The sequence below is a fragment of the Leucobacter musarum subsp. musarum genome (assembly GCF_001273845.1).
Classification (GTDB): Bacteria; Actinomycetota; Actinomycetes; order Actinomycetales; family Microbacteriaceae; genus Leucobacter; species Leucobacter musarum.
Window position 1 is genome coordinate 118,953 of the sequence record NZ_JHBW01000088.1, and the last position, 25,779, is coordinate 144,731.

The following is a 25,779-nucleotide window of genomic DNA, read 5'->3' on the forward strand; positions in this document are numbered from 1 at the left end:
AGCGTAGCAACCACCTGAGTGTCTGCCGGGTTAGGGTGGACGCAGTCCATCGGAGTGTCGGCGAGGAGTCGCAATGGTCGCGTGGGGCAGAGGCGCAATCGTCGCCGTGATCGGTGTTGCGCTCACGATGAGCGGGTGCAGCCCGCAACCCGATACGTCCGAGAGTGCGCTGCAGGCAGAGCGCTTTCCTGCCGCGTACGCGCAGGCGATCGACTGGGGCGAGTGCGGCGCCGATCACGGGCTCACGCCCGCGTACGCGGACGCGCTGCGCGACGGTGGCGCCGACACCGATGCGTTTCGATGCGCGGTAGTACAGGCCCCACTCGACTGGAACGCACCGCGCAATCACGAGACGGTCGACCTGGCGATCTCGCTCATCCCCGCGACCGGTGCCGAGCCGCGTGGCACGCTGCTGGGCAACCCCGGCGGCCCCGGCGGCAGCGGTCTCGACTTCGCGTTCGACATGTCGATCGCGCCGGGCTTCGCTGACGTGCGGGAGCAGTACGACCTGCTCGGGTTCGACCCTTGCGGCATCGGCCGCAGCACGCCCGTCGTCTGCGATGAGGTGTCTGGAATCATGTCGGTCGAGCTCGCGGAGTGCGCAGAGCAGCAACCGCTGGCGCACTGGATGGGCACGTCTCAGGTGGCTCGCGACATGGAGCTGCTGCGCACGCTCGTTGCGGCGGATCACCTCGACTACTTCGGCTACTCGTACGGCACGATGCTCGGCGCGACGTATGCGACCCTCTTCCCCGAACGCGTCGGGCGCATGCTGCTCGACAGTGCTTCGGCAGCGGACTGGGCGAGCCTCAGAGGAGACTTCGAACAGAGCGCCGCGATTTCACGCTCACTCGTCGAACTCGCGACCTCATGCGGCAGCGCCTACGAGGTCGAGGTCTGCCCATTCGCCGATGAGGCGTCACTCATCAGGGTGCTCGACGATCTCGATCGATCGCCATGGAAAGCGAGTGATGGCGCAGCAATCGACCGAAACACGCTGCTCGGGTACCTCACCTCGGCGCTGTACCAGCGCACGGCGGGGCGAGAGATCGCCCTCGAAACAGTGGCGCTCGCGGCGTTCGGCGACCAGAACGCAATCGACGGCATCGCCGAGGAGATGGCTTCGGGTGGCGCAAACGTCGGACTGGCCGGCACGTTCGTGCGCTGCCACTCGTTCCCCGCCGACCCCGACATCGTCGGCACGATCGCCGAGATCGAGCGCGCCGGATTGCCGCGCCTGAACGGCGGCCCCGAGATCACTGACGAGACGCTCGAACCGTTTCTCGATCTCTCCTGCTTCGCGCTCGCAGAGAGCGGAGACGACATCACCGATGCGTTCTCGGGTTCCCCTGACGCGTCGATTCTGGTGATCGGCATCACCGGTGACCATGCGACGCCGTATGCCGGAGCCGAGGAGATGGTGCGTCAGCTCGGAAACGCGCGGCTGCTGACCTTGGACGGCAACGGCCACGCTGCTTCGTACACCGGGCGCTCGCAGTGCATTGATGCTGCGGCGACTGCGTATCTGCTCGACGGCGCACTGCCGGATCGCGGCACCGTCTGCACCGACGACTGACCCGGGTGGATGCCGCTCGCGTCGCATTGCTGTCGAAGCACTCGCGCATTCAGGCGCCGAGGCGCACCCAGCGATCGCCGCGGGCGCGAATGCCGAGCGTGAGCGCTCGGGCGCCCATGAACACGACGGCGAACCCGATCGTCAGCGCAATCAACGCGGGGGTGCCGGAGGGCACAAGCACCGTGAGCGCCCAGAGGATGGGGAGGTAGGTCGCGAGGTTCACCAGGCTCGTCCACGCCAGATACCGGGCGTCGCCCGCGCCCATGAGCACGCCGTCGAGCACGAAGACGTAGCCCCCGAGCGGCAGAGACACCCCCAGAACGAGCATCGCTGCCGGCAGGATGGCGAGCACCGACGGGTCGTCGGTGAAAACGCGACCGATCACGGGGCTCGACAGTGCGAGCACTCCGCCGATGACGACGCCGCAACCCACTCCCCAGAACATGATGCGCCGCACCACCGCTCGCGCCCGAGAAGCGTTGCTCGCCCCGAGGGCGTCACCCACGAGGGCTTGCGCGGCGATCGCGAGCGCGTCGAGGGCGAACGCCGCCGTCGAGAAGATGGTGAAGACGATCTGATAGCCGGCTGTTGCGACGGTGCCATGGCTCGACGCGGCGAAGACCGTCGCCAGGGTCGCCGCGCGCAGCCCGACGGTGCGTATGAAGAGCCAGCCGCCGCTGCGCCCGGCATGCGACAGCCCATCGCGATGTGGCAGCAGGCTCGCGCCCGCGCGACGCGCGTGGCCCGCGATCACCCAGAGGTAGACCACGACCATCGACCACTGCGCGACGACGGTGCCCCATGCGCTGCCGGCGATGCCGAGCCCCAAGCCGTAGATGAACCACCAGTTGAGCAGCGCGTTCACGGTGAACCCGATCGCCGCGACCGCGAGCGGGGTGCGGGTATCTTGCAGGCCGCGCAGTAGGCCGCTCGCGGCGAAGACGACGAGCATCGCCGGAATGCCGAGGCACGAAACGGTGAGGTAGGCGAGTGCTTGCTCGGCGGTGCCGGTCGCCGTGCCGAACGCGATGACGATCGGGCGACTGGCGACCCAGAGCGCGCCGCCGACCACGAGGCCGATGCCGAGCGCGAGCCAGAGGCCGTCGACGCCGGCTTGCACGGCGCCGCGCAGGTCGCCTGCCCCGCGTCGGCGGGCCACCAGGGGAGTTGTCGCATAGGCGAGGAAGACCATCAGGCCCACTGCCGTCTGCAGTACGGCGCCCGCGACGGCGAGGCCGGCGAGTGGCTCGGCACCGAGGTGCCCGATCAGTGCCGAATCCACGATGAGAAACAGCGGCTCCGCGATGAGCGCGCCGAGCGCCGGAACCGCGAGGTGCGCGATGCTCCGGTCGATGCGACGGCGGTCGTCGCGCGTGGCTGTGGTGGGCATGGATTAACGGTATCGTCGGCCACCGACATCGTGGGGGCGGTGCCGCGCGCCGGTCGATCCCGCACTCTCTGTGGGGTGATCGTCACCCGTCGATCGCGCTCCGCGAAACACTCTGCCCGTTGTCTGAGGCCCCCAGTAGGGTGGTCGCATGAGCACTGCAGCGACGGCCTCCGGCATCGACCTCACCGAACTCGACCCTGCGGTGCGGCCGCAAGACGACCTGTATCGACACGTGAACGGCAGCTGGATTTCGCGCACCGAGATTCCCGGCGACAAGGCGCGATACGGGTCGTTCGCGGTGCTGGCAGAGAACGCCGAAGAGGCGGTGCGCGACATCATCACCGGTACCGATTCGCCCGCACCCGGGGCTCCGGCTGACACCGAGGCAGACAAGGTCGCCGCGCTGTATGCGAGCTTTATGGACACCGACCGGATCGACGCGCTCGGCGCCCAGCCGATCGCCGCCGACATCGCGCGGGCGCAGTCGGTCGTGTCGATCGACGAACTGTTGACCGCGGTCGCCGACTTTGAGCGGCAGGGCCTCGGCGGCTTCTACGGCATGTACATCGACAACGATCCGGGTGATCCCGAGCGCTACATCGTGTTCGTCATGCAGGGCGGCCTCGGTCTTCCCGACGAGTCGTACTACCGAGAAGAGCAGTTCGCGTCGATTCGCGAGCAGTACCAGGCCCACATCGCGCGCATGCTGGGTCTCGCCGGCGTTGAGCAGGCGGATCGTCTGGCCGAGCTCGCCTACGGGCTCGAGCGCCGCATCGCCGTGAGCCACTGGGACAAGGTGGCGAGCCGCGATATCCAGAAGCTCTACAATCTGCGTACGTTCGCGCAGCTGCAGGAGCTGACTCCCCAGTTCGACTGGTCGGCGTACCTCGGCGCACTCGGGGCCCCCGAGTCTGCCTTCGCCGAGGTGGTCGCCGCGCAGCCTGACGCCATCTCGGGTCTCGCCGAGCTGCTGGTCGAACCCGAACTCGAGGCGTGGCGGGCCTGGCTGGTCTGGAGCATCGTGCGCGCCTCCGCGTCGGTGCTCTCGCAAGAGCTTTCGCGAGCAAACTTCGACTTCTACGGCACGGCCCTCACCGGGGCCCCCGAGCAGCGAGACCGCTGGCGTCGCGGCGTGTCGTTCGTCGAGGGCGCCATGGGTGAAGCGGTGGGGCGCCTCTACGTCGAAGGCCACTTCGATGAGCGCGCCAAGGCCGCAATGGACGGGCTCGTCGAACACCTCATCGAGGCCTACCGAGACTCCATCGAGCGCCTCGAGTGGATGGGGGCTGAGACCCGTCAGCGTGCACTCGACAAGCTCGACCGGTTCACTCCCAAGATCGGCTACCCCGTCAAGTGGCGCGACTATACCGAGCTGGCGGTTGACGCCGGTGACCTGCTCGGCAATTCACGACGCGTCGCCGAGTTCGAGTTCGCGCGCGAGCTCGGCAAGCTCGGCAAGCCCATCGACCGCGACGAGTGGTTCATGACGCCGCAGACAGTCAACGCGTACTACAACCCCGGGTTCAACGAGATCGTCTTCCCCGCTGCGATCCTGCAGCCGCCGTTCTTCGACGTGACGTGGGACGCGGCCACCAACTTCGGCGCGATCGGCGCGGTGATCGGACATGAGATCGGGCACGGCTTCGACGATCAGGGTTCCCGCTACGACGGCGATGGCCGTCTGACCGATTGGTGGACGGAGGCGGATCGCGCGGCCTTCGAACAGCTCACCGGTGCGCTCATCGGTCAGTACAACGCGCTATCGCCGGAGGGTGCCGAAGGCCAGACAGTCAACGGCGAGCTCACCATCGGTGAGAACATCGGCGACCTCTCGGGTCTCGAGATCGCGTGGAAGGCCTACCTCCGCTCGCTCAACGGCGCAGAGTCGCCCGTGATCGACGGACTCACCGGTGCCCAGCGATTCTTCCTTGCTTGGGCGCAGGCCTGGCAGCAGAAGTCGCGCCCCGAAGAGACGGTGCGCCTGCTCACGATCGATCCGCACTCGCCCAACGAGTTCCGCTGCAATCAGATCGTGCGCAACCTGGCCCCGTTCCACGAGGCGTTCGACACGAAGCCCGGTGATGGGCTCTGGCTCGACCCGGCAGAGCGCGTTTCGATCTGGTAGGCGCTACTGCTGTCGCGGCGGCAGCGAGGTGATATCGATCGCCCCGTCTGCCGCGTTGGTGGCCATCGCTGCGACGTCCGTGGTGGCCCGGGCGTCGTCGGCCACCGCCTCGAAGGCGACCGGCGCGAAGGCGACCGGCGCGATCGGGGCGAGCCGCCCGCGCACCGGTTCGAGGTCGCTCGGCAGCGTGAACGGAGCGGGTCCGAACGCATCGCGAGCTGCGCGCACCACGCGCCGCGCGAGTAAATGGTTGCCCGTGCCACCAACGACGGCACCGATGCCGAACGGCAGCACTTTGCCGATCACCGAGGCTCCGCCGACGCCGGCGAGCCGGTGGAAGAACGAAGTCTTCAGGCGATCGAGCAGCGGCCCCACCGCATAGCGCGGCAGCGCAGAGGTGAGCATCTTGCCCCAGTAGTCGCGGCGCGATCCGCCGCCTCCGACCGCCTGCATCGTGACCTGGCGCACGAGGTCGGCGCCCTCCTGCCCCAGCATCAGGGCGAGTACGAGCGCGCGGGTGCGCTCGCGATCGGTCGTCGTAATGCCGTGCACCTCAGCGACCGAGTGCGCGAAGAGCGCCGTGGCCTCGATGAAGCCGATCGTCTCGGCGCTCGCCAGCCCGAGGGCGATGCCGGTGCCGACCGACGGAATCACCGCGGCGGCCCCGACCCCGGCCCCGCCGGCCGTGACGGTGGCGAGATAGCGCACCTCGAGCACACGCACGATCTGGTCAGGCGTCGCCTGCGGGTACTTCTTGCGAATGCGGCGCAGGTGCGCCAGCACCGGTGGGCGTTGCACGGCAAGCAGGCGATCGATCGAGCGCTCGACGATGGGTCGGGGTTCGCCCCCCGAAGCCTTGCGAGGCTGCGTGAAGCGCGCGACTACGCGCTCGCGGCGCGACGGAGTGGTCATGCCGCACAGCGTAGAGCACTGCCCTGCAGATCAGGGGTATGCGCTCCGCGGCCGATGTCTGTGCGAACGGGGTCACTTTCGGAGGGTGCGGCATGCACGACACGCTCCGAAAGTGACCCCGCTCCCATGGCATGGGTACGCTGCTGAGCGTGCCGTCGGCCGCCCTGAGCGCTACGCCGCGGCGTGCTCCGCGCACGGGGCGCCGGTGTGCTCGGCGCACACGACAAAGCGGTGCTTACATGCGGGGTTCGCGCAGTTGACCACGGTGTTCGAGGGCGAATCGCACACGCGGCAACGTCCGATGACGGCAGCGCCGGGAGCAAAGTCGAGTGATTCGCGCCCGTCGAAGACGGCGAGCGATCCCTCCCACAGCCCGTCGTTGCCGAACGCCTCCCCGTACTTCACGATGCCGCCGTCGACTTGGTAGACCTCACCGAAGCCGCGCTCGCGCATGGCGGCCGAGAGGATCTCGCATCGAATGCCTCCGGTGCAGTAGGTGACCACGGGCCGGCCTTTGAGGGCGTCGTAGTCGCCGGCGTCGATCTGCGCGATGAAGTCGTGGGTGGTGCGCACGTCGGGTACGACGGCGCCGCGGAAGCGCCCGATCTCGGCCTCCCATGCGTTGCGTCCATCGAAGAAGACCACGTCGTCGCCGCGGTCGGCGACGAGCTCGTTGACCTGCTGCGGCGAGAGGTGCTGCCCGCCGCCGACCACGCCATCGGCGTCGACCAGCGTCTCGGCGGGGATACCGAAGGCGACGAGTTCGTCGCGCACCTTCACGCTGAGCTTCGGAAAGTCGGTGATGCGCTTCCAGCGCGGCGCGCGATCGACGCCGTGCAATCCCTCTTCGGGGGCGTCGACCAAGGCGGTGCCTTCGCTCCACTTGACTTCGAGGCCGGCGAACGGCCCGAACTCGCGGGTGCGGCGCGCGTATTGCTTGCACGCGTCGAGCTCGCCGCCAACGGTGCCGTTGATGCCGTGCGGGGAGATGATGATGCGCCCGCGCAGCCCGAGCGATTCGCAGAGCTGCTGCTGCCAGAGGCGCACGGCTTCGGGGTCTGCGATCGGCGCGAAGACGTAGTACAGCAGAATCTTGGGCTCGCTCACCCGACAATCGTACGCGCCGGCGTGAGTAACGGGAGCCATGAGACATCGCTGCACTCAAGACTTGACATTGACGCAGCGTCAACATCTACCGTTGCACGTGAACGGAGACGAACATGACCGACACCACACCGCTGCGCAGCGTGCAGCAGGTCGCCCGTGCCTCGGGCACCACCTCGCGCACGCTGCGCCACTACGACCGCATCGGCCTGCTGCCGCCGACCGAGATCGGCGCGAACGGCTACCGCTATTACGACGACCGTGCGCTGGTGCGCCTGCAGCGCATCCTGCTGCTGCGCGAGCTGGGCCTGGGGCTCGAGGCGATCGCGCGCGTGCTCGCCACGCAAGACGTGCAGGCGCGCGGTCACCCGGCGCCGACCGCCGAGGCCGAGATTTTGCAGACGCACCTCGCGATCCTGCACCGCGAACGCGACCGACTACAGGCCCAGATCGGAGCCGTCGAACGCACCATCACGGCGCTTCGGCGACCGCACGGAGACCCCACCGACCCGAACCACCCCACCGACCCCACTGAAGGAGACCTCATGACTCACCGCATGTTTGACGGATTCGACCACTCGAAGCACCGTGAAGAGGTGGAGCAGCGCTGGGGCGCCGACGCATACGCTGCCGGGGATCGCTGGTGGAGCGGTCTGGGCGATGACGAGCGCTCGAACTGGCAGGAGCGCTCTGCCCAACTGGCTGCGGCCTGGACGGCGGCGGCGGATCGCGGAGCCGATCCGACGTCCGCGGAAGCGCAGGATCTCGCCGCACGCCACATCGCCTGGCTGCGCAGTGTTCCGGGCACGCCGACGGCCGATCCGAACGGCGACATCACCGGCTATATCCGCGGGCTCGCGGAACTCTACGTCGCCGACGACCGCTTCGCGGCGAACTATGGCGGGGTGCAGGGGGCCGCGTTCGTGCGCGACGCGCTGCTGCACGCGGTCGATGCGGCCGAGCACGACGAGCGCGGCGACGCAGATGCCGAGACGCCGCGCCTCGACTAAATTGGGGTGCGAGGGAAATCGCAACATCGCGGGAACTATGCGCACCGCTGCCAAGAACGTGGGAATCATTGCCGTGAGCCTCGCGCTCATGGCGGGAGTCGGAGGGTGCTCGGCGCTGCTTCCCTCGGTCCCGGGCAACAGCGCGGCCTCGGATGCGGCATCGAGCCCGTCTGAGAACACGGCGGACGGGCAAGATCTCGACGGCGCGTGCACCATCGTGTGGGAGGAGTGGGGGTACGCGCTCGAGCCGTGGCGGGTGATCGAGGCGCGTGAGGGGCACCGCGACTTTGAGCAAGATCGCAGCGAGCAACTGGCGATGATCACGTCGTTGCAGGGCATCGCGGATCGCGTCGAGGTGCCCGAACTGCGACAGGCACTCGACGCGACGATCGCCGCGCACCAGGCGTACGCCGACCAGGTCTGGTCGGGGCTGGAAGCGATCCCTGTCGGGACGCCCGTCGACCCGAATGACCTCGAGAGCCCGCACGCGATCCTGGGCAAGCTGACTGCCGGCCTCGAAACCGACATGGCCGCGGCCGACGAGCAGCGCTACGACCTCTGCGGTCCGATGCAGAGTGACCAGCCCGCCAGCGAGGTCTGCAACCTCATCAACTTCGACTGGGTTGACGCGGGGTTGGCGTTCAACGAAGCGACAAAAGTGGTGGGCGAGGGCGACGTCAGCGAGGGTACGGAACAGGCGAAGGCGGCAATAGAACGCATGCGAACGGTACTCGTGCAGGTCGATGCCGGGGAAGCGTATGACGAACTCGGGGCCATGTACGACCTGTATATGGACTTCACCGACGACCACCTGGCCACCGCGTTGACTGTAGATCAGGCGAGCGAACTCAATGATGACGAGTTGAACGCCTACATCGACGATGCCGACGCAGCGTTCGAGGAGTGGGACGCAGCGCTGCAGGTGCACGAGGCGAATCTCAAGACGTACTGCGACACCGCAGACTGAAACGGGCTGCGGTCACTCGCTCGGCGGCCACACTGCTCGCAGCACGGCGACTGCGTCGTTGAAGCTTGTGCCCTCCTGCTGCGCGGACTCGGCGAACGCTCGCGCACGCTCGACGACCGCACCGGCGGCGCGCGAAGCGCCGGGCGCGACGCGCGTGCCCGCGGCAGTGCGGGTCACGGTGAGGCCCTCTTGTTCGAGCGCGCGATACGCTTTCGCGGCGGTTGCCTGCGCCACGCCGAAGTCGCGCGCGGTCTGGCGCACGGTCGGCAGGCGCTCGTTATCGCCGAGCTGGCCCGTCTGAATCGCGCCGCGGAAGAGTGCGGCGATCTCCTCGGCTGACCCGGTCACTGGCGTGACCCGGTTTCGCGCAGTGGCATCGCGGTCTGCGAGGCGACACTGGCAGTCGGTGCCGGATCGCCCGACGGGCTCGTGGCTCGACGTCGACCGGCACGCACCTCTCGCCAGGTGTCGACGGCAAGGCGCATGAGCAGCGCGGCGCCGAGGCCCTGTACGAGGTAGCCGCCCCGGTGCAAGATACCCGCGAAGTCTTGGTAGCGGGATCCGATCATCACGTCTACCGCACCGTTCGCGTCGGGTTCGCCGAGCGTCACGAAGCGATCTCCGTTGAAGCCGATGAACGCCCACACCGCGCCGAGCGTGAGGAGAATGCCGCCGAGCGCGATCAGGGTCACGATGCGTGCGGTTGCGGCGCGATCCTGCCGCACCTCCGCAGCGGTGACCCGGGCGAAGACTGGACGGTTCGCGTCGCCGCTCAGCACCAGCACGAGCGCAGCCCCACTCAGCGCGAGCGCGATGAGCGTGAGTGCGTGGTTGGGCCACCCGGCGCCCCACACGTATCCGAAGCCGTGCTGCAGTTCCATGTAGGCCGGTGGCCCGTGCACCGTCGGTCCGATGCCGTAGGTGTCGCCGTCTTCCGGGAGCGAGACCCCGATCGCGGTCTGCCAGGTGGCGGTGAGCAGCAGCAGTGCTGCGGTGATGCCCGTCGTCCACAGCAGCGGAGACGGCGCGAACGACCACCAGCGGCGGCGCGGCGCAATCGCCCGTTCACCGGGGGCCGGGAGCGGCTCGCGGCGCAGCATCAGGGCGAAGACCACGAGTGCCAGAGCGACCGCGAGGAGCGGCGCCGGACGCAGCCACCAACCGCCCCACCCCGTGATCGGATTCGCTGCCGAGACGTAGCTCGAGGCGGTGCCGACGGCCAGCACCGCCGCAGCTCCGGCGATGCCGATGGTGCCGAGCGTGGCCCGGCGCCGCCCCTCGGGCAATGCGACGATGCTGCGTCGTCGTACCCAGGAGAGGCTGAAGAACAGCAGGCCGAGTGTCGAGGCGGCTTCAATCGAAAAGACTTCGCGCACGGGCAGCAGCACGGATCGAATCCAGAAGACGATGTCCATACAGCTCCATTCGTCGGGCGGCGTGGTACCGCGAGCACTTCTTGTGCTGCGAAACTATCACAACTTGTACTGCGAATGTAGTGCAAGTTGGTGGAGTCAACGCGATCCGGCACATCGAAAAGCGCCGTAGCAGTGCCGACGGGCATGAACGACACAGCCCCCGCCGCGCGAACGCGACGGGGGCTGCACAGGCGAAGCGATTACACCCGCTCGCGATCCTCGGCCTGCGCCTGCGTGTAATCTTGCGCGAGCTGCGCCTCGTCGATGCGCTGCTGCTGCTCGGGCGAGCGCACGAGCGGCGGCACGACCTCGTGCTGGTCGTTGACGATGACGACGTCGTGGTCGACGTGGTTGACCATCGCGTGCACGGCGTCGATGAAGTCTTGGCGGCGGATCGCGTCGAGCACGCGTGCGTGGTCGCGCTCCATCTCAGCACCCGTCGCGACGTTGGCCAGGCGGCCGCGGTGCTCGGGGGTGCGCAGGCGGTCGTTGATGCCGGCGTACAGCGACGCGAGCAGACGGTTCTTCGCGGCGTCGAAGACGAGGCGGTGGAACCGGCTGTCGAAGGCGGTGTCGACGTCGCCGGCGAATCCGAGCACGGGGCAGCGCGTGCAGCCGACCTCTTCGATCGCGGCCTGCTCGAGCGCGGCGACGTCTTCGTCGGTGCGGTGGAGCGCGGCCTGCTGCGCGGCCTCGATTTCAAGGGCGCGGCGGTAGCTCAGGATCTCCTCGAGCGTGAAGTCGCTCAGGAACTCGTTCAGCAGCGTGCTCGTCGGGGCAGCCGAACGCACGAACGTGCCACGGCCCGGCAGTGTCTCAAGCATGCCGATGCTGGCCAACGAGCGAACAGCCTCGCGCACGGTCGAGCGGCCGACACCGGTTTGCTCGGCGAGCTCGGGCTCGATGGGGATGCGACCGCCGACCGGCCACTCTCCGGTGGTGATCTTGCGACGCAGGTAAGCGAGCGTCGCGCGTGCTCGATCTGACCCAGTGGTCGCTGCCATAGCCGCTCCGATTCGTCGGGCGCGAAGTGCGCCGGTGCTGAGGTGCCAGTATATCCGGGCGAGATGAGCGTTTCCGGGTCGTGACCATTGGTTTCGCCTGCCGCGCGCCCTAGGCTGTGAGACGTTGCACGGCGCTGTCCGAGCGCGTGCTCCGAGATGACGAGGGAGCGCCATGACGCAGGGGAACGCAGTGACCGGAACACAGGGCCGCGGAGCCATCAACCCCTATGCGGGCATGCGCGAGGTGCCGGGGTTCACCCTCTCGAGCAGTGATATACAAGATGGCGAGCCGCTGCCCGCCGAGGTCTACGCCGAGTACGCCGGCGGGTCGAATCGATCGCCGCACCTGCGTTGGTCAGGATTCCCGGAGGGCACCCGCAGTTTTGCCGTGACCTGCTTCGACCCCGATGCGCCGACCGGTTCGGGCTTCTGGCACTGGTCCGTCGCGAATATTCCGGCGAGTGTGACCGAGCTGGCCGCCGGAGCCGGTGCACTGGCCGGCAGCCCGGGCAGTGAGCTGTTGCCCGACGGAGCGCTGACGATGCCGAACGAGATGCGCGAGCCGTCGTTCACGGGCGCGGCCCCGCCCGAGGGTACGGGAGTGCACCACTACTGGTTCGCCGTCCACGCGCTCAGCGTCGATCGCATCGACGTCGATCCGGGCGCAACGCCGGCGGTGATGGGGTTCACGATGCGCGATGCCGTGCTGGCTCGGGCACTCATCGTGGCGACCGGGGAGTTCGGCGGCGCGGCCTAGCCGCGGCTGCGGCGCGCGCGACCAGCGCACCTCGGGGGCCGGATCAACACAACGGCTCCATCACGAACGCCGCCCTCGGTGTGTGCGATCGGCCCCGCACCGTCTAGCATGCTGGAATCGGCGCTTTCTCGCGCCGATTCCTCAGTTCGCCGCGGTGCTGACCCGGCGACGCCTCACTCGAAGGATCCGATACCCATGCGACAGACCTCGTTCCGCCGCCGCGCTCTCGCCGTTGCCGGCCTCACCGCTGTGGCCGCTCTCACGCTGAGCGCTTGCTCCTCCAATGACTCGGGCAGTGGCGATGGCGCCGCGGCCGAGAAGGTGAAGATCGGCATCAGCCAGTTCGTGCAGCACCCCGCGCTCGACTCCGCCACGGAGGGCTTCAAGCAGGCTTTTATCGACGCCGGCTATGTCGAGGGCGATACGGTCGAGTTCGATGAGCAAAACGCGAACGCCGAGCAGGCTACCGCGGTCACCATCGCACAGGGGTTCGCGAACTCCGACGACGACCTGATTCTCGCCGTGGCCACGCCCGCGGCTCAGGCTGCGGCTCAGGCGATCACCGACAAGCCTGTGCTCTTCACCGCCGTCACCGACGCGGTTTCGGCAGAGCTGGTCGACTCCAACGAGAAGCCGGGCGCCAATGTCACCGGCACCAGCGACCTCGCTCCGCTCGACGAGCAGCTGAAGCTCATCCAGGAGATCGTTCCCGGCGCGAAGAAGGTCGGCATCGTCTACGCCTCGGGTGAGGTGAACTCTGAGGTGCAGGTGAAGGCTGCCGAGGAGGCCGCGAAAGATCTGGATCTGGAGATCGTGACCAAGACGGTCACGACCGCCAATGACATCGCGCAGGCCACCGAGGCGCTCGGCGACGTCGACGCGATCTACGTGCCGACCGACAACCTCGTCGTCTCGGGCATCGCCTCGCTCGTGCAGGTTGCCGAGACGAAGCAGATCCCCGTGATCGGCGCAGAGGCCGGCACGGTCGAGGGCGGCGCTGTGGCGACGCTCGGTATCGACTACACCGATCTCGGCCATCAGACCGGCGAGATGGCCATCAAGATCCTCAAGGATGGGGCCGATCCGGCAGACATGGCCGTCGAGGTCTCGAAGAGCTTCACCTACGTCGTGAACCCGGGCGCCGCTGAGCGCATGGGCGTGGAGATCCCGAAGGATATCCTCGATCAGGCGGAGACCGTCGAGTAAATCGGGCTCCACCCGAACTCTCGACACGAACAGAAAGACCACCGCATGATCGGCGCGCTCGAACTCGGCCTCATCTACGGCGTGATGGCGCTCGGCGTCTACCTGACGTTCCGGGTGCTCAACTTCCCAGACCTCACGGTTGACGGAAGCTTCACCACGGGCGCCGCAGTCGCAGCCGCGCTGATCACGAATGGTCAGAACCCCGTCCTCGCCACCCTCGCCGGTGGCGGGGCGGGGCTCCTGGCCGGCATCATCACCGGCCTGCTGCACACGAAGGGCCGCATCGACGGGCTGCTCTCCGGAATCCTCACGATGATCGCCCTGTGGTCGATCAACCTCCGCATCATGGGAACCGCGAAAGAGGGCACCGCGGTCGCGGCGAACCTGCCTCTCCTGCGCGCAGAAACCGTGTTCACCCCGCTCCGCGAGGCCGACCTGCTCGGCACCTGGGGCGGCGTCGCCATCGTCCTCGTGGCAGTGCTGGTGCTGAAGTTCATCGTCGATTGGTTCCTGTCGACGAACCTCGGCCTCGCCATTCAGGCGACGGGCGATAATGGCCCGATGATCCGGAGCTTCGGCGTCAGCACCGACCGCACGAAGATTCTGACTCTCGCGATCTCCAACGGCTTCGTCGGGCTCTGCGGGGCGCTCGTCGCGCAGTACCAGGGCTTCGCCGACATCAGCATGGGCGTCGGCCTCATCCTCGTCGGCCTCGCCTCGGTCATTCTCGGCCAGGCGATCTTCGGTCAGCGCTTCATCTGGCTCGCCAGCCTCGCCGTCGTGCTCGGCGCGGTCATCTATCGCCTCATCATCTTCTTCGCACTGCAGGCCGGGCTCGACCCGAACGACATGAAGCTCATCACCGCCGTCCTGGTGATCCTCGCGCTGCTCCTGCCGCGCTGGGGCTTCCTGCGCAAAATCCCCGCGCTGCGCCGCAAGAACGGCAGCGTGGTGCTCGAAGACGTCACGTCTGCGGCGTCGGCCGATCCGGCACCGACTCACCCGGCTCCCGCCGCAGCGACCGGCGCAGCCCCGCACTCGAACCCCTCCGCCGGAAAGTAGCCGCATGCTCACCATCGATCGCATCGAGAAGACCTTTTTCCCAGGCACCGTCAACGAGCGGCGCGCGCTTGCCGGCCTCAGCCTGCGACTCGACGAAGGCGACTTCGTCACCGTGATCGGCTCCAACGGCGCGGGTAAGTCGACGCTGCTCAACGCCATCTCTGGTCGCTACACCGTCGACTCGGGCAGCATCGAGATCGACGGCAAGCGGGTCAACCGGCTGGGTGAGCATCAGCGGGCGAAGTACATCGGCCGGGTGTTCCAGGATCCGATGGCGGGCACGGCCCCCGACCTCACCATCGAGCAGAACCTCGCCCTTGCGGTGCGTCGCGGCCAGAGTCGCGGGCTCGGGTTCGCCCTCAATCGTCAACTGCGCGAGCGGTTCCGCACCGAACTGCAGTCGCTCGAACTCGGCCTCGAGCACCGGCTTACGGCCAAGGTCGGGCTGCTCTCGGGCGGCCAGCGCCAGGCGCTGTCGCTGCTCATGGCGGGCTTCACGCACCCGAGCATCCTGCTGCTCGACGAGCACACGGCAGCGCTCGATCCGCAGCGCGCCGCGCTTGTCACCGAACTCACCGATCGCATCGTGGCGCAGGGCAAGCTGACCACGCTCATGGTGACCCACAACATGGAGCAGGCGCTGCGTCTCGGCAACCGCCTCATCATGATGCACGAGGGCAACATCGTTTTCGAGGCGTCGGCAGAAGAGAAGCAGCGGCTGACGGTTGCGGGGCTGCTCGAGGAGTTCGCGAAGATCAAGGGCGCTCAGCTCGACGATCGCGCGCTGCTCGCCTGATCGGCACTCGGCGCGCGCTCCCTGGAATCGCAGGTCACGCCCATACAGTGGGCACATGGCAGGTGAATCCATCGAGACGGTCTCGGTCTGGGATGACGTCGCCGCGCGCACGTCGACGCTCGCGACCGAATGGGTTGCGGCGCTCCGCGGTCGAGAATCCGATGTCGAAGCCGAGGCGCGTGGCGCCGACCACCTGCTCGAGGGTCTCCGCCGCGACCCCGAGAGTTTCGAGTTCACGCGGCGTCTGCTCGAACTCGTGGCGGGCACGGATGACGCCTTCGCTTCGGCGCTCGGTCTCCACGCGATGGCTCGCGAGGTTCCCGAGTCGATGCCGGTGCGCGACCGGTTGGCGGTGCGTGCGGGAGGCGCGACATCGCTGGGTCTGCCTTGGGCGGTGATGCCGGTGGCGCGCAAGTGGCTGCGCGACCGAGTCTCTGGCCTGGTGCTCGCGACGAAGCTGGCGACAGGGGCGGGAGCGGGAGGCGGCAGCGGTCGCCTCGCCGGTCTCGCCGATGGCCTGCGCAAGTATTCCGACGCTGGCCTGAAGCCGGTGATCGAGCCGCTCGGTGACGCGGTGCACGGGCCGGCGGGCGCTGCGGCCGAGGCGGCCCGATTGGCTGCGCTGGCGGCCCATCCGACCGTCGGACATCTCGTCGTCGACGTCACGCGGATCGCCCCCGGTGGGTCTGACTGGTCGTATGACGCGGATGTCGCTCGCGCGGCGGCGGCGCTCGAGCCCGTGCTGCGGGCTGCTGCCGACCACGGCACAACGGTGCACCTGACCGCGCGCACGGTGCGGTGGGCGCGCATGCTTCCGGATATCGCCATTCGCGCCACCGTCGATCCGGCCCTCGACCGGGCCCGCATCGGGGTGCGGCTGCTCGCAGAACTGCCGGAGTCACGCGAGTACTACGGGCGTTTGAGCCGGTGGGCGCAGCGTCGGGTCGCCGATGGTGGTGCTCCCGCCGAGGTGACCATCGGAGTCGGCGGGGTCGCCGGCACCGAGCGCATCGCCTCGATTGCGAGTGGGCTGGCGGTGCCGGTGCTCGAAGATCCGACCGAGGTGACCGCCCAGCTGCTCCGGCTCATCGAACTGGCACTGCATCCCGGCCGCGCCGCGGTGCTGCGACCGGTGATCGCGAGTGAGGATCTGCTGGCCCTCGCCGGCACCGTCGCGCTGACCGAGCACCTCGGCGCTCGAGGTCTCGCCGCGCTGCAGGTGCGCAGCGGCGTCGCTCCCGGGCTGGCGAGTGCACTGCGTGCGGCAGACATCGAGGTGCGCGTCGCGATTCCGGTGGTCGCCCCCAAGGAGTTCGGCGGTGCCGTTGACCTGCTCGTTGCGGTCGCGGCCGAGGCCGCCGACCCGGAGTCGCCATTGTCACGACTGGAGGCGTTGATCGCCGCGGAACCCGTCGATGACGAGCCCCCGCTCGCGGAATCGTCGATGTCGGCGGCGCTGCGCCGATTCGCTGCTGCGGCAGAGCTGGCCGCCGATCCTGCTCCGTCGTCGCATCGCACGCAGGTGCGGGCGCGCGAGTGGGATCCGAGCGAGCGCGACAGTGCGCTCTTCTACCGGTCTCCCGATGAACCCTCGCGGTTCGACACGGGCGGGCTCACGGCTGCCGTGCTCGGGCTGACCCGCGGTGCCGAGGGGGCATTCGCCTTGGAAGCGCTGGCGCCGCCACGCGCGATTCCGGTGGTCTCTGACTCGGGATTCGCGAACGAGCCGGGCACCGATGCCACGGTCGCTGCGAACCGCGAGTGGGTGCGCGAGCTGCTCACGCACGCCGCAGCTTCTGCTCGGCAGGTCGACGATGCGAACGCGACCATTGCGCTCGCTCGAGCCGACCTCGATCCGCAGCGCGTCGCCGATGAGGCGCGTGCCCAGGCCGAAGCCTGGTCGGCGCAACCCCACCGCACGCGAGCTTCTCGTCTCCGCCGCGCCGCGCTGGCGATGGTGGCGGCGCGTGATCGTCTCATCCAGGCCCTCGTCGTTGATACCGGTGCGCCGCCGTGGCTGATTGATGCCGAAGTCGACACCCTCATCGATGCGGCGCGCTACAGCGGCCAGTTGGCCGAGGGGCTTGGTGCGGTGCGCGGGGCGACGTTCGTGCCGGATCGCCTCGTGCTCGTCGCCGCCGACGCGGCAACGCCGCTCGCGATCCAGGCGGAATCCGTGTTCGCCGCCCTCGCGGCGGGCAGCGGCGTGCTGTGGTCGGTGCCCGCCGCGCTGGTCGATTCGGCCGCGGCGGTCATCGAGGAGTGCGAAGTCGGAGGGCTCACCCCGGGCGTCGTGCGACTCGAAGCGACCGTCGTCGGGCGCACGGTGGCCGAGCTCGCGGCGCACCCCGGTATCGACCGCGCGGTCGTGCTCGGTGCGCGGTCGGATGCACTGGAGCTCGCACGGCGCCGGCCCGACTTGCGGGTGGAAGGGCGCTTCCGGGCACGCGGCACCACGCTGGTCACGCCCTCCGCAGACCTGGATCGCGCGATCGACGACATCGTCGCTTCGGCCTTCGGCGCTCACGCGGGCGACCCGCGGGCGGCTCGAGGCGTGGTGCTGCTCGGCAGCGTCGCGCGATCCCGCAGATTCCGCGACGGGCTCGCTGATGCGGTGCGCGCGATCACGGTGGTCGATAGCGCGCGTCCGAGTGACGCCGATGCGCTCGACGGCGCGATCGGTCCGCTCATCGCAGCGCCCGATGTTGCGGGATTACGGGCGCTCACCGAGCTCGGACGCGGAGAGTCGTGGCTCGTGCAACCGCGCAGGCTGGATGATGCGGGCCGGCTGTGGAGCCCCGGCGTTCGGCTCGGCGTGAGCGCAGCGTCGACCTTCTGGGACGACTCGCGTGCGGTGCCGGTCATCGGCATCGCCACCGCGCATTCCCTCTCGGAGGCGATCGCTGTGCAGAACTCGGAGGGGAGTGGCGGGGTCGCCGCGCTGCAGTCGCACGATGCCGACGAGATCGCCGATTGGCTCGAATCGGTTGAAGCCGCCGCGCTCGCGGTGAATCGACCGACTACCGGTGCGCTGATCGAACGGCACCCCGGTGGCGGGTGGAACGATGCCGGCATGGGGCTGGCGGCGCTCGCGGGAGGCCCGCACCGGTTGGTCGCTCTCGGGGCATGGCGCCCCCGCGAGGGCAGCCGGAGCGAGACCCTGCATCTGCGCGGCCTCGACGCAGAGGTGCAGATGTTGATCGAGGCGGCGCAGACCGACCTCGACTACGCGGGGTTCGATGCGCTGCGCCGTGCGGCACTCGCCGATGCCCTGACGTGGCGCACGAGTTTCGGCGTCGACCGCGATGTCGTGGGGCTCGGGGTCGAGCGTAATGTGCTGCGGCACCGGGCGGTGCCGACGCATATTCGATTGGCGGAGGGCGGCGCGATGGCGCACCTGGTGCGCGTCATCGCTGCTGCGTTGCTGGTGCAGGCCCCGGTGACGATCTCGACCGGCGAGGTGCTGCCCGCCGGAGTCGCGGCGTTCTTGGAGCGTCGTGACATTGAAGTGTCGCTCGAGCGCGATGACGACTGGGTCGAGCGACTCGCGGTCACCGGGCCAGTGGGGGCGAACGGTGAGATCGCGCTGCGCGTGCGACTCATCGACGGAGATCGCGTGCGTGCGGCTGAATGGTTGGGCGGGCAGGATCGCGTGGCGATCTGGGGCGAACCCGTGACGATGGCGGGGCCCGTCGAACTCCTAACGCTACTGCGCGAGCAGGCCGTCTCGGTGCGTGCGCATCGCCACGGATTGGCAGTGCCGGTGCCCGGCCTCGACGCCGGGCTCGACGACTAGCGAATGGTCAGCCGCATCGGGGTGTGCGGAATCCCGTCTTCAAGGTATTCGGGCCCGTCAGCGCTGAAGCCGAATCGGCCGTACCAATCGGTGAGATGTGACTGCGCGTGCAGCACAACGGGGTGCTCGCCGCAGGTGGCGATTGCCGCCTCCATGAGCGCCGCGGCAATGCCGCGACCGCGCCAGTCGGGGTCGGTGACGACGCGCCCGATGCTGCGCAGGCCGGGCTCGTGCGCCTCCTCGGAGAGAATGCGCACGGTCGCGGCCACGGTGCCGGCGGCGTCGGAGGCCCACACCTGCTGCGTCTCGGGTTCGAGGTCACGGCCGTCGAGGTCGAGGTAGACGCAGTCTTGCTCGACGACGAAGACGCGCTGGCGCAGCGCAGCGATTCGGTAGAACGTGGAGGAGTCGATACGACCCACGTGGGCGGAGTGGAGGGTGAGTTCAGTAGGCAGCGCGGTCATGAATCGATACTCGCACGGGGTGGATTTGCGGTGCCGGAGCAACGAAGCAGACGTCCGATTTCCATTTCGCCCGGGGAAGACGGTAATGTTGCTTCCTGGTTGCGCACGCGCAATCGACGGCGGGTTACCCGAGCGGCCAAAGGGGGCTGACTGTAAATCAGCTGGCACTGCCTACGGGGGTTCGAATCCCTCACCCGCCACCAGCCAGGCCCCGGCCTCGTGTGAGACATCACCGAGACCGGGGCCTCTTGGTGTTTCCAGGGCCCGTATCCGCGCGGGTTACATACCTGCTGCACGCACCTGCATCTGGGCCACGCGCGTGTTGCGAATCAGAATTCGCATGAATATGCGGGACACGCCCGGGATGGGGTGCGCAATTGCCCTCACGGGGTCGATCCGCGTAATGTATTCACTTGTCAGCGAGACGGAAAACGACGCGAAAGCGGCGGGATCGGATCGCAAATCGGCTCTGAAAGTCACGATGAGCAAGACTAGCAAAAGTCATGCTGCAGTGTGTAAAGTAAGAGACTCGATCTCACCGCAAGGTGGACGCCCTGAGGGTGGTCCAGCTGGAGTGTGTTTCGCTCCCAGCGGTTGATGACAGGTTGCTGTTCGGAGCTCTCTTGGTTGGGGGTGACGGGTGGTGTCTGGTCTTTGAGAACTCAATAGTGTGCACTTTTAATTGTCATATGCCAATTATTTAACAATCCCCGACATCCACATTGTGGGTGTGGGAGATTCCTTTTTTGGATAACAAGAATCGTCAGTATTGATGGTTCTGTTGCCTGATTGAACTCGCTGCCGGTGTCAGTTTTTCCCTGACATGGGTGGCAATCGTTTTTTACGGAGAGTTTGATCCTGGCTCAGGACGAACGCTGGCGGCGTGCTTAACACATGCAAGTCGAACGCTGAAGCTCCCAGCTTGCTGGGGGTGGATGAGTGGCGAACGGGTGAGTAACACGTGAGTAACCTGCCCCGAACTCTGGGATAAGCGCTGGAAACGGCGTCTAATACTGGATATGTCCTATCACCGCATGGTGTGTAGGTGGAAAGAATTTTGGTTCGGGATGGACTCGCGGCCTATCAGCTAGATGGTGAGGTAATGGCTCACCATGGCGACGACGGGTAGCCGGCCTGAGAGGGTGACCGGCCACACTGGGACTGAGACACGGCCCAGACTCCTACGGGAGGCAGCAGTGGGGAATATTGCACAATGGGCGCAAGCCTGATGCAGCAACGCCGCGTGAGGGATGACGGCCTTCGGGTTGTAAACCTCTTTTAGTAGGGAAGAAGCGCAAGTGACGGTACCTGCAGAAAAAGCACCGGCTAACTACGTGCCAGCAGCCGCGGTAATACGTAGGGTGCAAGCGTTGTCCGGAATTATTGGGCGTAAAGAGCTCGTAGGCGGCTTGTCGCGTCTGCTGTGAAAACTGGAGGCTCAACCTCCAGCCTGCAGTGGGTACGGGCAAGCTAGAGTGCGGTAGGGGAGATTGGAATTCCTGGTGTAGCGGTGGAATGCGCAGATATCAGGAGGAACACCGATGGCGAAGGCAGATCTCTGGGCCGTAACTGACGCTGAGGAGCGAAAGCATGGGGAGCGAACAGGATTAGATACCCTGGTAGTCCATGCCGTAAACGTTGGGAACTAGATGTAGGGCCTGTTCCACGGGTTCTGTGTCGTAGCTAACGCATTAAGTTCCCCGCCTGGGGAGTACGGCCGCAAGGCTAAAACTCAAAGGAATTGACGGGGGCCCGCACAAGCGGCGGAGCATGCGGATTAATTCGATGCAACGCGAAGAACCTTACCAAGGCTTGACATATACGAGAACGGGCGAGAGATCGTCAACTCTTTGGACACTCGTAAACAGGTGGTGCATGGTTGTCGTCAGCTCGTGTCGTGAGATGTTCGGTTAAGTCCGGCAACGAGCGCAACCCTCGTCCTATGTTGCCAGCACGTTATGGTGGGAACTCATGGGATACTGCCGTGGTCAACACGGAGGAAGGTGGGGATGACGTCAAATCATCATGCCCCTTATGTCTTGGGCTTCACGCATGCTACAATGGCCGATACAAAGGGCTGCGATACCGCGAGGTGGAGCGAATCCCAAAAAGTCGGTCTCAGTTCGGATTGGGGTCTGCAACTCGACCCCATGAAGTCGGAGTCGCTAGTAATCGCAGATCAGCAACGCTGCGGTGAATACGTTCCCGGGCCTTGTACACACCGCCCGTCAAGTCATGAAAGTCGGTAACACCCGAAGCCGGTGGCCTAACCCTTGTGGAGGGAGCCGTCGAAGGTGGGACTGGTGATTAGGACTAAGTCGTAACAAGGTAGCCGTACCGGAAGGTGCGGCTGGATCACCTCCTTTCTAAGGAGCACTCACCGACCATTGGTTGGTGCAGAGAATGTGTGATCGTCACCAAACGTGTGACGCACACAGCTCATGGGTGGAACATACGACAAGTGAACTTGAGTGCTCGTCTGTGTGAGTACGTGGGTTGTTTCGGCGGCCTACTGGAAAGCGTGGGTGAGTGGTTGGGTTTGCGTAAAGAGTGCATACTATTGGGTCCTGGGAGACCAGCCGGCCGCACCTGGTGTGTGGTGGACTGGATCCTTGACCCGCTGTCACAAGACATGTTGCTTGTGGGGGTGGGATCGACCGTACGTTGAGAACTACACAGTGGACGCGAGCATCTTGCAGCGTCAAAACATCAGGACGTGCCTTTCGGGGTGTGTGTGGTGGTTTGGTGCTGCTGATACTAATAATTTCATTGGTCACACACCGTGACTGTTTGAGCCCTTTGGGGTGATGATGGTGGGTGTGTGGTTCTGAATACTTATGTGATTTCAAGTCTCAAAGAGCAAACGGTGGATGCCTTGGCATCTGGAGCCGAAGAAGGACGTAGTAATCTGCGATAAGCCTCGAGGAGCCGATAAACGGGCTGTGATCCGAGGATTTCCGAATGGGGAAACCCCGCCAGGGCGCGTGCGTACCTGGTGACTCCCGCCTGAATATATAGGGCGGGTAGAGGGAACGTGGGGAAGTGAAACATCTCAGTACCCACAGGAAGAGAAAACAATAGTGATTCCGGGAGTAGTGGCGAGCGAAACCGGATCAGGCTAAACCGATCATGTGTGATACCTGGCAGGGGTTGCATGGTCGGGGTTGTGGGACATGCCTCGGAGCGCTGCTGAGCTTCGGACGTGAGAGTGAAGCTATAGGAGAACGCCTTGGAATGGGCGGCCGGAGTGGGTGAGAGTCCCGTATCCGAAATGGTTTTACCGCGTGGTGTGTATCCCAAGTAGCACGGGGCCCGAGAAATCCCGTGTGAATCTGTCAGGACCACCTGATAAGCCTAAATACTTCCAGATGACCGATAGCGGACTAGTACCGTGAGGGAAAGGTGAAAAGTACCCCGGGAGGGGAGTGAAATAGTACCTGAAACCGTTTGCTTACAATCCGTTGGAGCACCCTTGTAGGTGTGACAGCGTGCCTTTTGAAGAATGAGCCTGCGAGTTAGCGATATGTGGCGAGGTTAACCCGTGTGGGGTAGCCGTAGCGAAAGCGAGTCTGAATAGGGCGATTCAGTCGCATGTCCTAGACCCGAAGCGAAGTGATCTATCCATGGCCAGGTTGAAGCGACGGTAAGACGTCGTGGAGGACCGAACCCACTTAGGTTGAAAACTGAGGGGATGAGCTGTGGATAGGGGTGAAAGGCCAATCAAACTTCGTGATAGCTGGTTCTCTCCGAAATGCATTTAGGTGCAGCGTTGCGTGTTTCTTGCCGGAGGTAGAGCTACTGGATGGCCGATGGGCCCTACAAGGTTACTGACGTCAGCTAAACTCCGAATGCCGGTAAGTGAGAGCGCAGCAGTGAGACAGTGGGGGATAAGCTTCATTGTCGAGAGGGAAACAACCCAGATCACCAACTAAGGTCCCAAAGCGCGTGCTAAGTGGAAAAGGATGTGGAGTTGCTGTGACAACCAGGAGGTTGGCTTAGAAGCAGCCACCCTTGAAAGAGTGCGTAATAGCTCACTGGTCAAGTGATTCCGCGCCGACAATGTAACGGGGCTCAAGCACGCCACCGAAGTTGTGGCATTCATATATCAGGTAGGCCTTCGTGGTCCAGCCGTATGGATGGGTAGGAGAGCGTCGTGTGGCGAGTGAAGCGGCGGTGTGAACCAGTCGTGGATGCCACACGAGTGAGAATGCAGGCATGAGTAGCGAAAGACGGGTGAGAAACCCGTCCTCCGGAAGACCAAGGGTTCCAGGGTCAAGCTAATCTGCCCTGGGTAAGTCGGGACCTAAGGCGAGGCCGACAGGCGTAGTCGATGGACAACGGGTTGATATTCCCGTACCGGCGGTAAACCGTCAAAGACCTAACCAGTAGTGCTCAGCTATCCAATACTTCATGGATCCTTCGGGTGATGTGGGGTGGCGGTTGCGAACCCGAACTGGGGTGGTGAGCGTGAGGTGTGACGCAGGAAGGTAGCCTGTGCCGGGCGATGGTTGTCCCGGTGTAAATGTGTAGCCCGTCGATTATGAAGAGTTTTCGGCTTTGGGTGAGACATGATGCGGACCCGTTTGGGGAAGCAGGTGATCCTATGCTGCCAAGAAAAGCATCGACGTGAGGTTTGCTGTTGCCCGTACCCCAAACCGACTCAGGTGGTCAGGTAGAGAATACTCAGGAGATCGAGATAATCATGGTGAAGGAACTCGGCAAAATGCCCCCGTAACTTCGGGAGAAGGGGGGCCACCCACTTATACGGATTTACTCCGGAAAGGGTGTGGTGGCCGCAGAGACCAGTGGGAAGCGACTGTTTACTAAAAACACAGGTCCGTGCCAACACGCAAGTGGATGTATACGGACTGACGCCTGCCCGGTGCTGGAAGGTTAAGAGGAGAGGTTAGATCTTTGGGTCGAAGCTTTGAATTTAAGCCCCAGTAAACGGCGGTGGTAACTATAACCATCCTAAGGTAGCGAAATTCCTTGTCGGGTAAGTTCCGACCTGCACGAATGGCGTAACGACTTCCCAGCTGTCTCCACCGTGAACTCGGCGAAATTGCAGTACGAGTAAAGATGCTCGTTACGCGCAGAAGGACGGAAAGACCCCGTGACCTTTACTACAGCTTGGTATTGGTGTTCGGTGTGGCTTGTGTAGGATAGGTGGGAGACTGTGAAGCTCAGACGCTAGTTTGGGTGGAGTCGTTGTTGAAATACCACTCTGGTCATATTGGACATCTAACTACGGACCCTGATCGGGTTCTGGGACAGTGCCTGGTGGGTAGTTTAACTGGGGCGGTTGCCTCCCAAAAAGTAACGGAGGCGCCCAAAGGTTCCCTCAACCTGGTTGGCAATCAGGTGGCGAGTGTAAGTGCACAAGGGAGCTTGACTGTGAGACTGACAGGTCGAGCAGGGACGAAAGTCGGGACTAGTGATCCGGCAGTGGCTTGTGGAAGCGCTGTCGCTCAACGGATAAAAGGTACCTCGGGGATAACAGGCTGATCTTGCCCAAGAGTCCATATCGACGGCATGGTTTGGCACCTCGATGTCGGCTCGTCGCATCCTGGGGCTGGAGTTGGTCCCAAGGGTTGGGCTGTTCGCCCATTAAAGCGGTACGCGAGCTGGGTTTAGAACGTCGTGAGACAGTTCGGTCCCTATCCTCTGCGCGCGTTGGAGATTTGAGAGGATCTGACCCTAGTACGAGAGGACCGGGTTGGACGGACCTCTGGTGTGCCAGTTGTTCTGCCAAGGGCATGGCTGGTTGGCTACGTTCGGGATGGATAACCGCTGAAAGCATCTAAGCGGGAAGCCGGCCTCGAGATGAGATCTCCGTCACCCTTGTGGTGGTGAGGCTCCCAGTAGATGACTGGGTTGATAGGCCAGATGTGGAAGCAGGGTAACTTGTGGAGCTGACTGGTACTAATAAGCCGATGACTTGATTTCTTCCCAACCCTCGGGTTGGGGCATGAGTATCTTCAGTAACGATGTAAGCGTCCACTTTGTGGTTCTAGACGTACGGCCACACACCCCCGGGATGGTTGGGGTGTGGTCATATGTGAATAGAGTTACGGCGGCCATAGCGTCAGGGAAACGCCCGGTCACATTCCGAACCCGGAAGCTAAGACTGACAGCGCCGATGGTACTGCAAGGGGGACCTTGTGGGAGAGTAGGACACCGCCGGACACCTTTTAC

16 protein-coding genes, 1 tRNA gene and 3 rRNA genes are annotated in these 25,779 nt (G+C 65.4%); 13 read left to right on the top strand and 7 right to left on the bottom strand.

Annotated elements, in window-relative coordinates; all coding sequences use genetic code 11:
• Positions 1 to 73: 73 nt before the first annotated feature.
• On the top strand, positions 74 to 1,576 hold the full coding sequence (locus tag CH42_RS13570; protein WP_053353735.1) for an alpha/beta hydrolase: 1,503 nt from the start codon (positions 74 to 76) through the stop codon (positions 1,574 to 1,576).
• Positions 1,577 to 1,625: 49 nt separating this feature from the next.
• Here CH42_RS13570 and CH42_RS13575 read toward each other — a convergent pair whose 3' ends face one another.
• Positions 1,626 to 2,966, bottom strand: coding sequence for an MATE family efflux transporter (locus CH42_RS13575; RefSeq protein WP_053353736.1), 1,341 nt, complete (start codon positions 2,964 to 2,966; stop codon positions 1,626 to 1,628).
• Positions 2,967 to 3,114: 148 nt separating this feature from the next.
• Between CH42_RS13575 and CH42_RS13580 the strand changes: the two genes are divergently transcribed.
• Complete coding sequence (locus tag CH42_RS13580; protein WP_053353737.1) at positions 3,115 to 5,091, top strand: M13 family metallopeptidase; 1,977 nt, start codon at positions 3,115 to 3,117, stop codon at positions 5,089 to 5,091.
• Between the two features lie 3 nt (positions 5,092 to 5,094).
• Here CH42_RS13580 and CH42_RS13585 read toward each other — a convergent pair whose 3' ends face one another.
• Positions 5,095 to 6,003, bottom strand: a complete 909-nt coding sequence (locus tag CH42_RS13585) for a hypothetical protein (RefSeq protein ID WP_053353738.1) — start codon at positions 6,001 to 6,003, stop codon at positions 5,095 to 5,097.
• A 171-nt stretch (positions 6,004 to 6,174) separates the two neighbouring features.
• Entirely contained in the window at positions 6,175 to 7,110 is a 936-nt protein-coding gene (locus CH42_RS13590) for a tRNA uridine(34) hydroxylase (protein ID WP_053353739.1), read from the bottom strand.
• Positions 7,111 to 7,223: 113 nt separating this feature from the next.
• Here CH42_RS13590 and CH42_RS13595 point away from each other — a divergent pair, with 113 nt between their 5' ends.
• Positions 7,224 to 8,117, top strand: coding sequence for a MerR family transcriptional regulator (locus CH42_RS13595; RefSeq protein ID WP_053353740.1), 894 nt, complete (start codon positions 7,224 to 7,226; stop codon positions 8,115 to 8,117).
• A 37-nt stretch (positions 8,118 to 8,154) separates the two neighbouring features.
• Entirely contained in the window at positions 8,155 to 9,084 is a 930-nt protein-coding gene (locus CH42_RS13600; protein ID WP_053353741.1) for a hypothetical protein, read from the top strand.
• 12 nt (positions 9,085 to 9,096) lie between these two features.
• Here the strand turns inward: CH42_RS13600 and CH42_RS13605 are convergent, their stop codons facing one another.
• From CH42_RS13605 to CH42_RS13615, 3 genes are all read right to left on the bottom strand, one after another.
• Positions 9,097 to 9,432: a GntR family transcriptional regulator gene (locus CH42_RS13605; protein ID WP_053353742.1), complete on the bottom strand. Its 336-nt coding sequence runs from the start codon at positions 9,430 to 9,432 to the stop codon at positions 9,097 to 9,099.
• Positions 9,429 to 10,499 carry a hypothetical protein gene (locus tag CH42_RS13610; protein WP_053353743.1) on the bottom strand — a complete coding sequence of 357 codons (1,071 nt, stop codon included), beginning with the start codon at positions 10,497 to 10,499 and terminating at the stop codon, positions 9,429 to 9,431. Before CH42_RS13610 ends, CH42_RS13605 begins: the two co-directional genes overlap by 4 nt.
• A gap of 200 nt (positions 10,500 to 10,699) precedes the next feature.
• Positions 10,700 to 11,503 carry a FadR/GntR family transcriptional regulator gene (locus CH42_RS13615; protein WP_053353744.1) on the bottom strand — a complete coding sequence of 268 codons (804 nt, stop codon included), beginning with the start codon at positions 11,501 to 11,503 and terminating at the stop codon, positions 10,700 to 10,702.
• Between the two features lie 172 nt (positions 11,504 to 11,675).
• Between CH42_RS13615 and CH42_RS13620 the strand changes: the two genes are divergently transcribed.
• From CH42_RS13620 to CH42_RS13640, 5 genes are all read left to right on the top strand, one after another.
• Complete coding sequence (locus CH42_RS13620; protein ID WP_053353745.1) at positions 11,676 to 12,260, top strand: YbhB/YbcL family Raf kinase inhibitor-like protein; 585 nt, start codon at positions 11,676 to 11,678, stop codon at positions 12,258 to 12,260.
• 195 nt (positions 12,261 to 12,455) lie between these two features.
• The gene (locus CH42_RS13625) at positions 12,456 to 13,466 is read left to right on the top strand and encodes an ABC transporter substrate-binding protein (RefSeq protein WP_053353746.1); all 1,011 of its coding nucleotides are present in this window, start codon (positions 12,456 to 12,458) and stop codon (positions 13,464 to 13,466) included.
• A gap of 45 nt (positions 13,467 to 13,511) precedes the next feature.
• Positions 13,512 to 14,528, top strand: a complete 1,017-nt coding sequence (locus tag CH42_RS13630) for an ABC transporter permease (protein ID WP_053353747.1) — start codon at positions 13,512 to 13,514, stop codon at positions 14,526 to 14,528.
• A 4-nt stretch (positions 14,529 to 14,532) separates the two neighbouring features.
• A complete protein-coding gene (locus CH42_RS13635) occupies positions 14,533 to 15,324 on the top strand; it encodes an ABC transporter ATP-binding protein (RefSeq protein WP_053353748.1) in 792 nt (263 codons plus the stop codon).
• A gap of 55 nt (positions 15,325 to 15,379) precedes the next feature.
• Positions 15,380 to 19,120 carry a proline dehydrogenase family protein gene (locus CH42_RS13640; protein WP_082309458.1) on the top strand — a complete coding sequence of 1,247 codons (3,741 nt, stop codon included), beginning with the start codon at positions 15,380 to 15,382 and terminating at the stop codon, positions 19,118 to 19,120.
• On the opposite strand, the gene CH42_RS13645 is transcribed toward CH42_RS13640, so the two are convergent.
• Entirely contained in the window at positions 19,117 to 19,584 is a 468-nt protein-coding gene (locus CH42_RS13645) for a GNAT family N-acetyltransferase (protein ID WP_053353749.1), read from the bottom strand. The two genes, CH42_RS13640 and CH42_RS13645, sit on opposite strands and share 4 nt — an antisense overlap.
• 118 nt (positions 19,585 to 19,702) lie before the next feature.
• Between CH42_RS13645 and CH42_RS13650 the strand changes: the two genes are divergently transcribed.
• The 4 genes from CH42_RS13650 (at position 19,703) to rrf (ending at position 25,770) form a co-directional block, all read left to right on the top strand.
• Positions 19,703 to 19,787: transfer RNA gene (locus CH42_RS13650), tRNA-Tyr, on the top strand.
• 637 nt (positions 19,788 to 20,424) lie between these two features.
• A 16S ribosomal RNA gene (locus CH42_RS13660) occupies positions 20,425 to 21,950 on the top strand.
• Between the two features lie 477 nt (positions 21,951 to 22,427).
• Positions 22,428 to 25,530 (top strand): 23S ribosomal RNA (locus CH42_RS13665).
• A 123-nt stretch (positions 25,531 to 25,653) separates the two neighbouring features.
• A 5S ribosomal RNA gene (gene rrf, locus CH42_RS13670) occupies positions 25,654 to 25,770 on the top strand.
• The 16S, 23S and 5S rRNA genes sit together here, the layout of an rRNA operon.
• Positions 25,771 to 25,779 lie beyond the last annotated feature (9 nt).

What these genes read in the sequence shown, in the direction of transcription:
- CH42_RS13625 (WP_053353746.1), top strand. Translation starts at nt 12,456, where the DNA reads ATGCGACAGACCTCGTTCCGCCGCCGCGCTCTCGCCGTTGCCGGCCTC.
- CH42_RS13635 (WP_053353748.1), top strand. Translation starts at nt 14,533, where the DNA reads ATGCTCACCATCGATCGCATCGAGAAGACCTTTTTCCCAGGCACCGTC.
- CH42_RS13610 (WP_053353743.1), bottom strand. Translation starts at nt 10,499, where the DNA reads ATGGACATCGTCTTCTGGATTCGATCCGTGCTGCTGCCCGTGCGCGAA.
- CH42_RS13570 (WP_053353735.1), top strand. Translation starts at nt 74, where the DNA reads ATGGTCGCGTGGGGCAGAGGCGCAATCGTCGCCGTGATCGGTGTTGCG.
- CH42_RS13595 (WP_053353740.1), top strand. Translation starts at nt 7,224, where the DNA reads ATGACCGACACCACACCGCTGCGCAGCGTGCAGCAGGTCGCCCGTGCC.
- CH42_RS13600 (WP_053353741.1), top strand. Translation starts at nt 8,155, where the DNA reads ATGCGCACCGCTGCCAAGAACGTGGGAATCATTGCCGTGAGCCTCGCG.
- CH42_RS13640 (WP_082309458.1), top strand. Translation starts at nt 15,380, where the DNA reads ATGGCAGGTGAATCCATCGAGACGGTCTCGGTCTGGGATGACGTCGCC.
- CH42_RS13620 (WP_053353745.1), top strand. Translation starts at nt 11,676, where the DNA reads ATGACGCAGGGGAACGCAGTGACCGGAACACAGGGCCGCGGAGCCATC.
- CH42_RS13585 (WP_053353738.1), bottom strand. Translation starts at nt 6,003, where the DNA reads ATGACCACTCCGTCGCGCCGCGAGCGCGTAGTCGCGCGCTTCACGCAG.
- CH42_RS13645 (WP_053353749.1), bottom strand. Translation starts at nt 19,584, where the DNA reads ATGACCGCGCTGCCTACTGAACTCACCCTCCACTCCGCCCACGTGGGT.
- CH42_RS13575 (WP_053353736.1), bottom strand. Translation starts at nt 2,966, where the DNA reads ATGCCCACCACAGCCACGCGCGACGACCGCCGTCGCATCGACCGGAGC.
- CH42_RS13615 (WP_053353744.1), bottom strand. Translation starts at nt 11,503, where the DNA reads ATGGCAGCGACCACTGGGTCAGATCGAGCACGCGCGACGCTCGCTTAC.
- CH42_RS13630 (WP_053353747.1), top strand. Translation starts at nt 13,512, where the DNA reads ATGATCGGCGCGCTCGAACTCGGCCTCATCTACGGCGTGATGGCGCTC.
- CH42_RS13580 (WP_053353737.1), top strand. Translation starts at nt 3,115, where the DNA reads ATGAGCACTGCAGCGACGGCCTCCGGCATCGACCTCACCGAACTCGAC.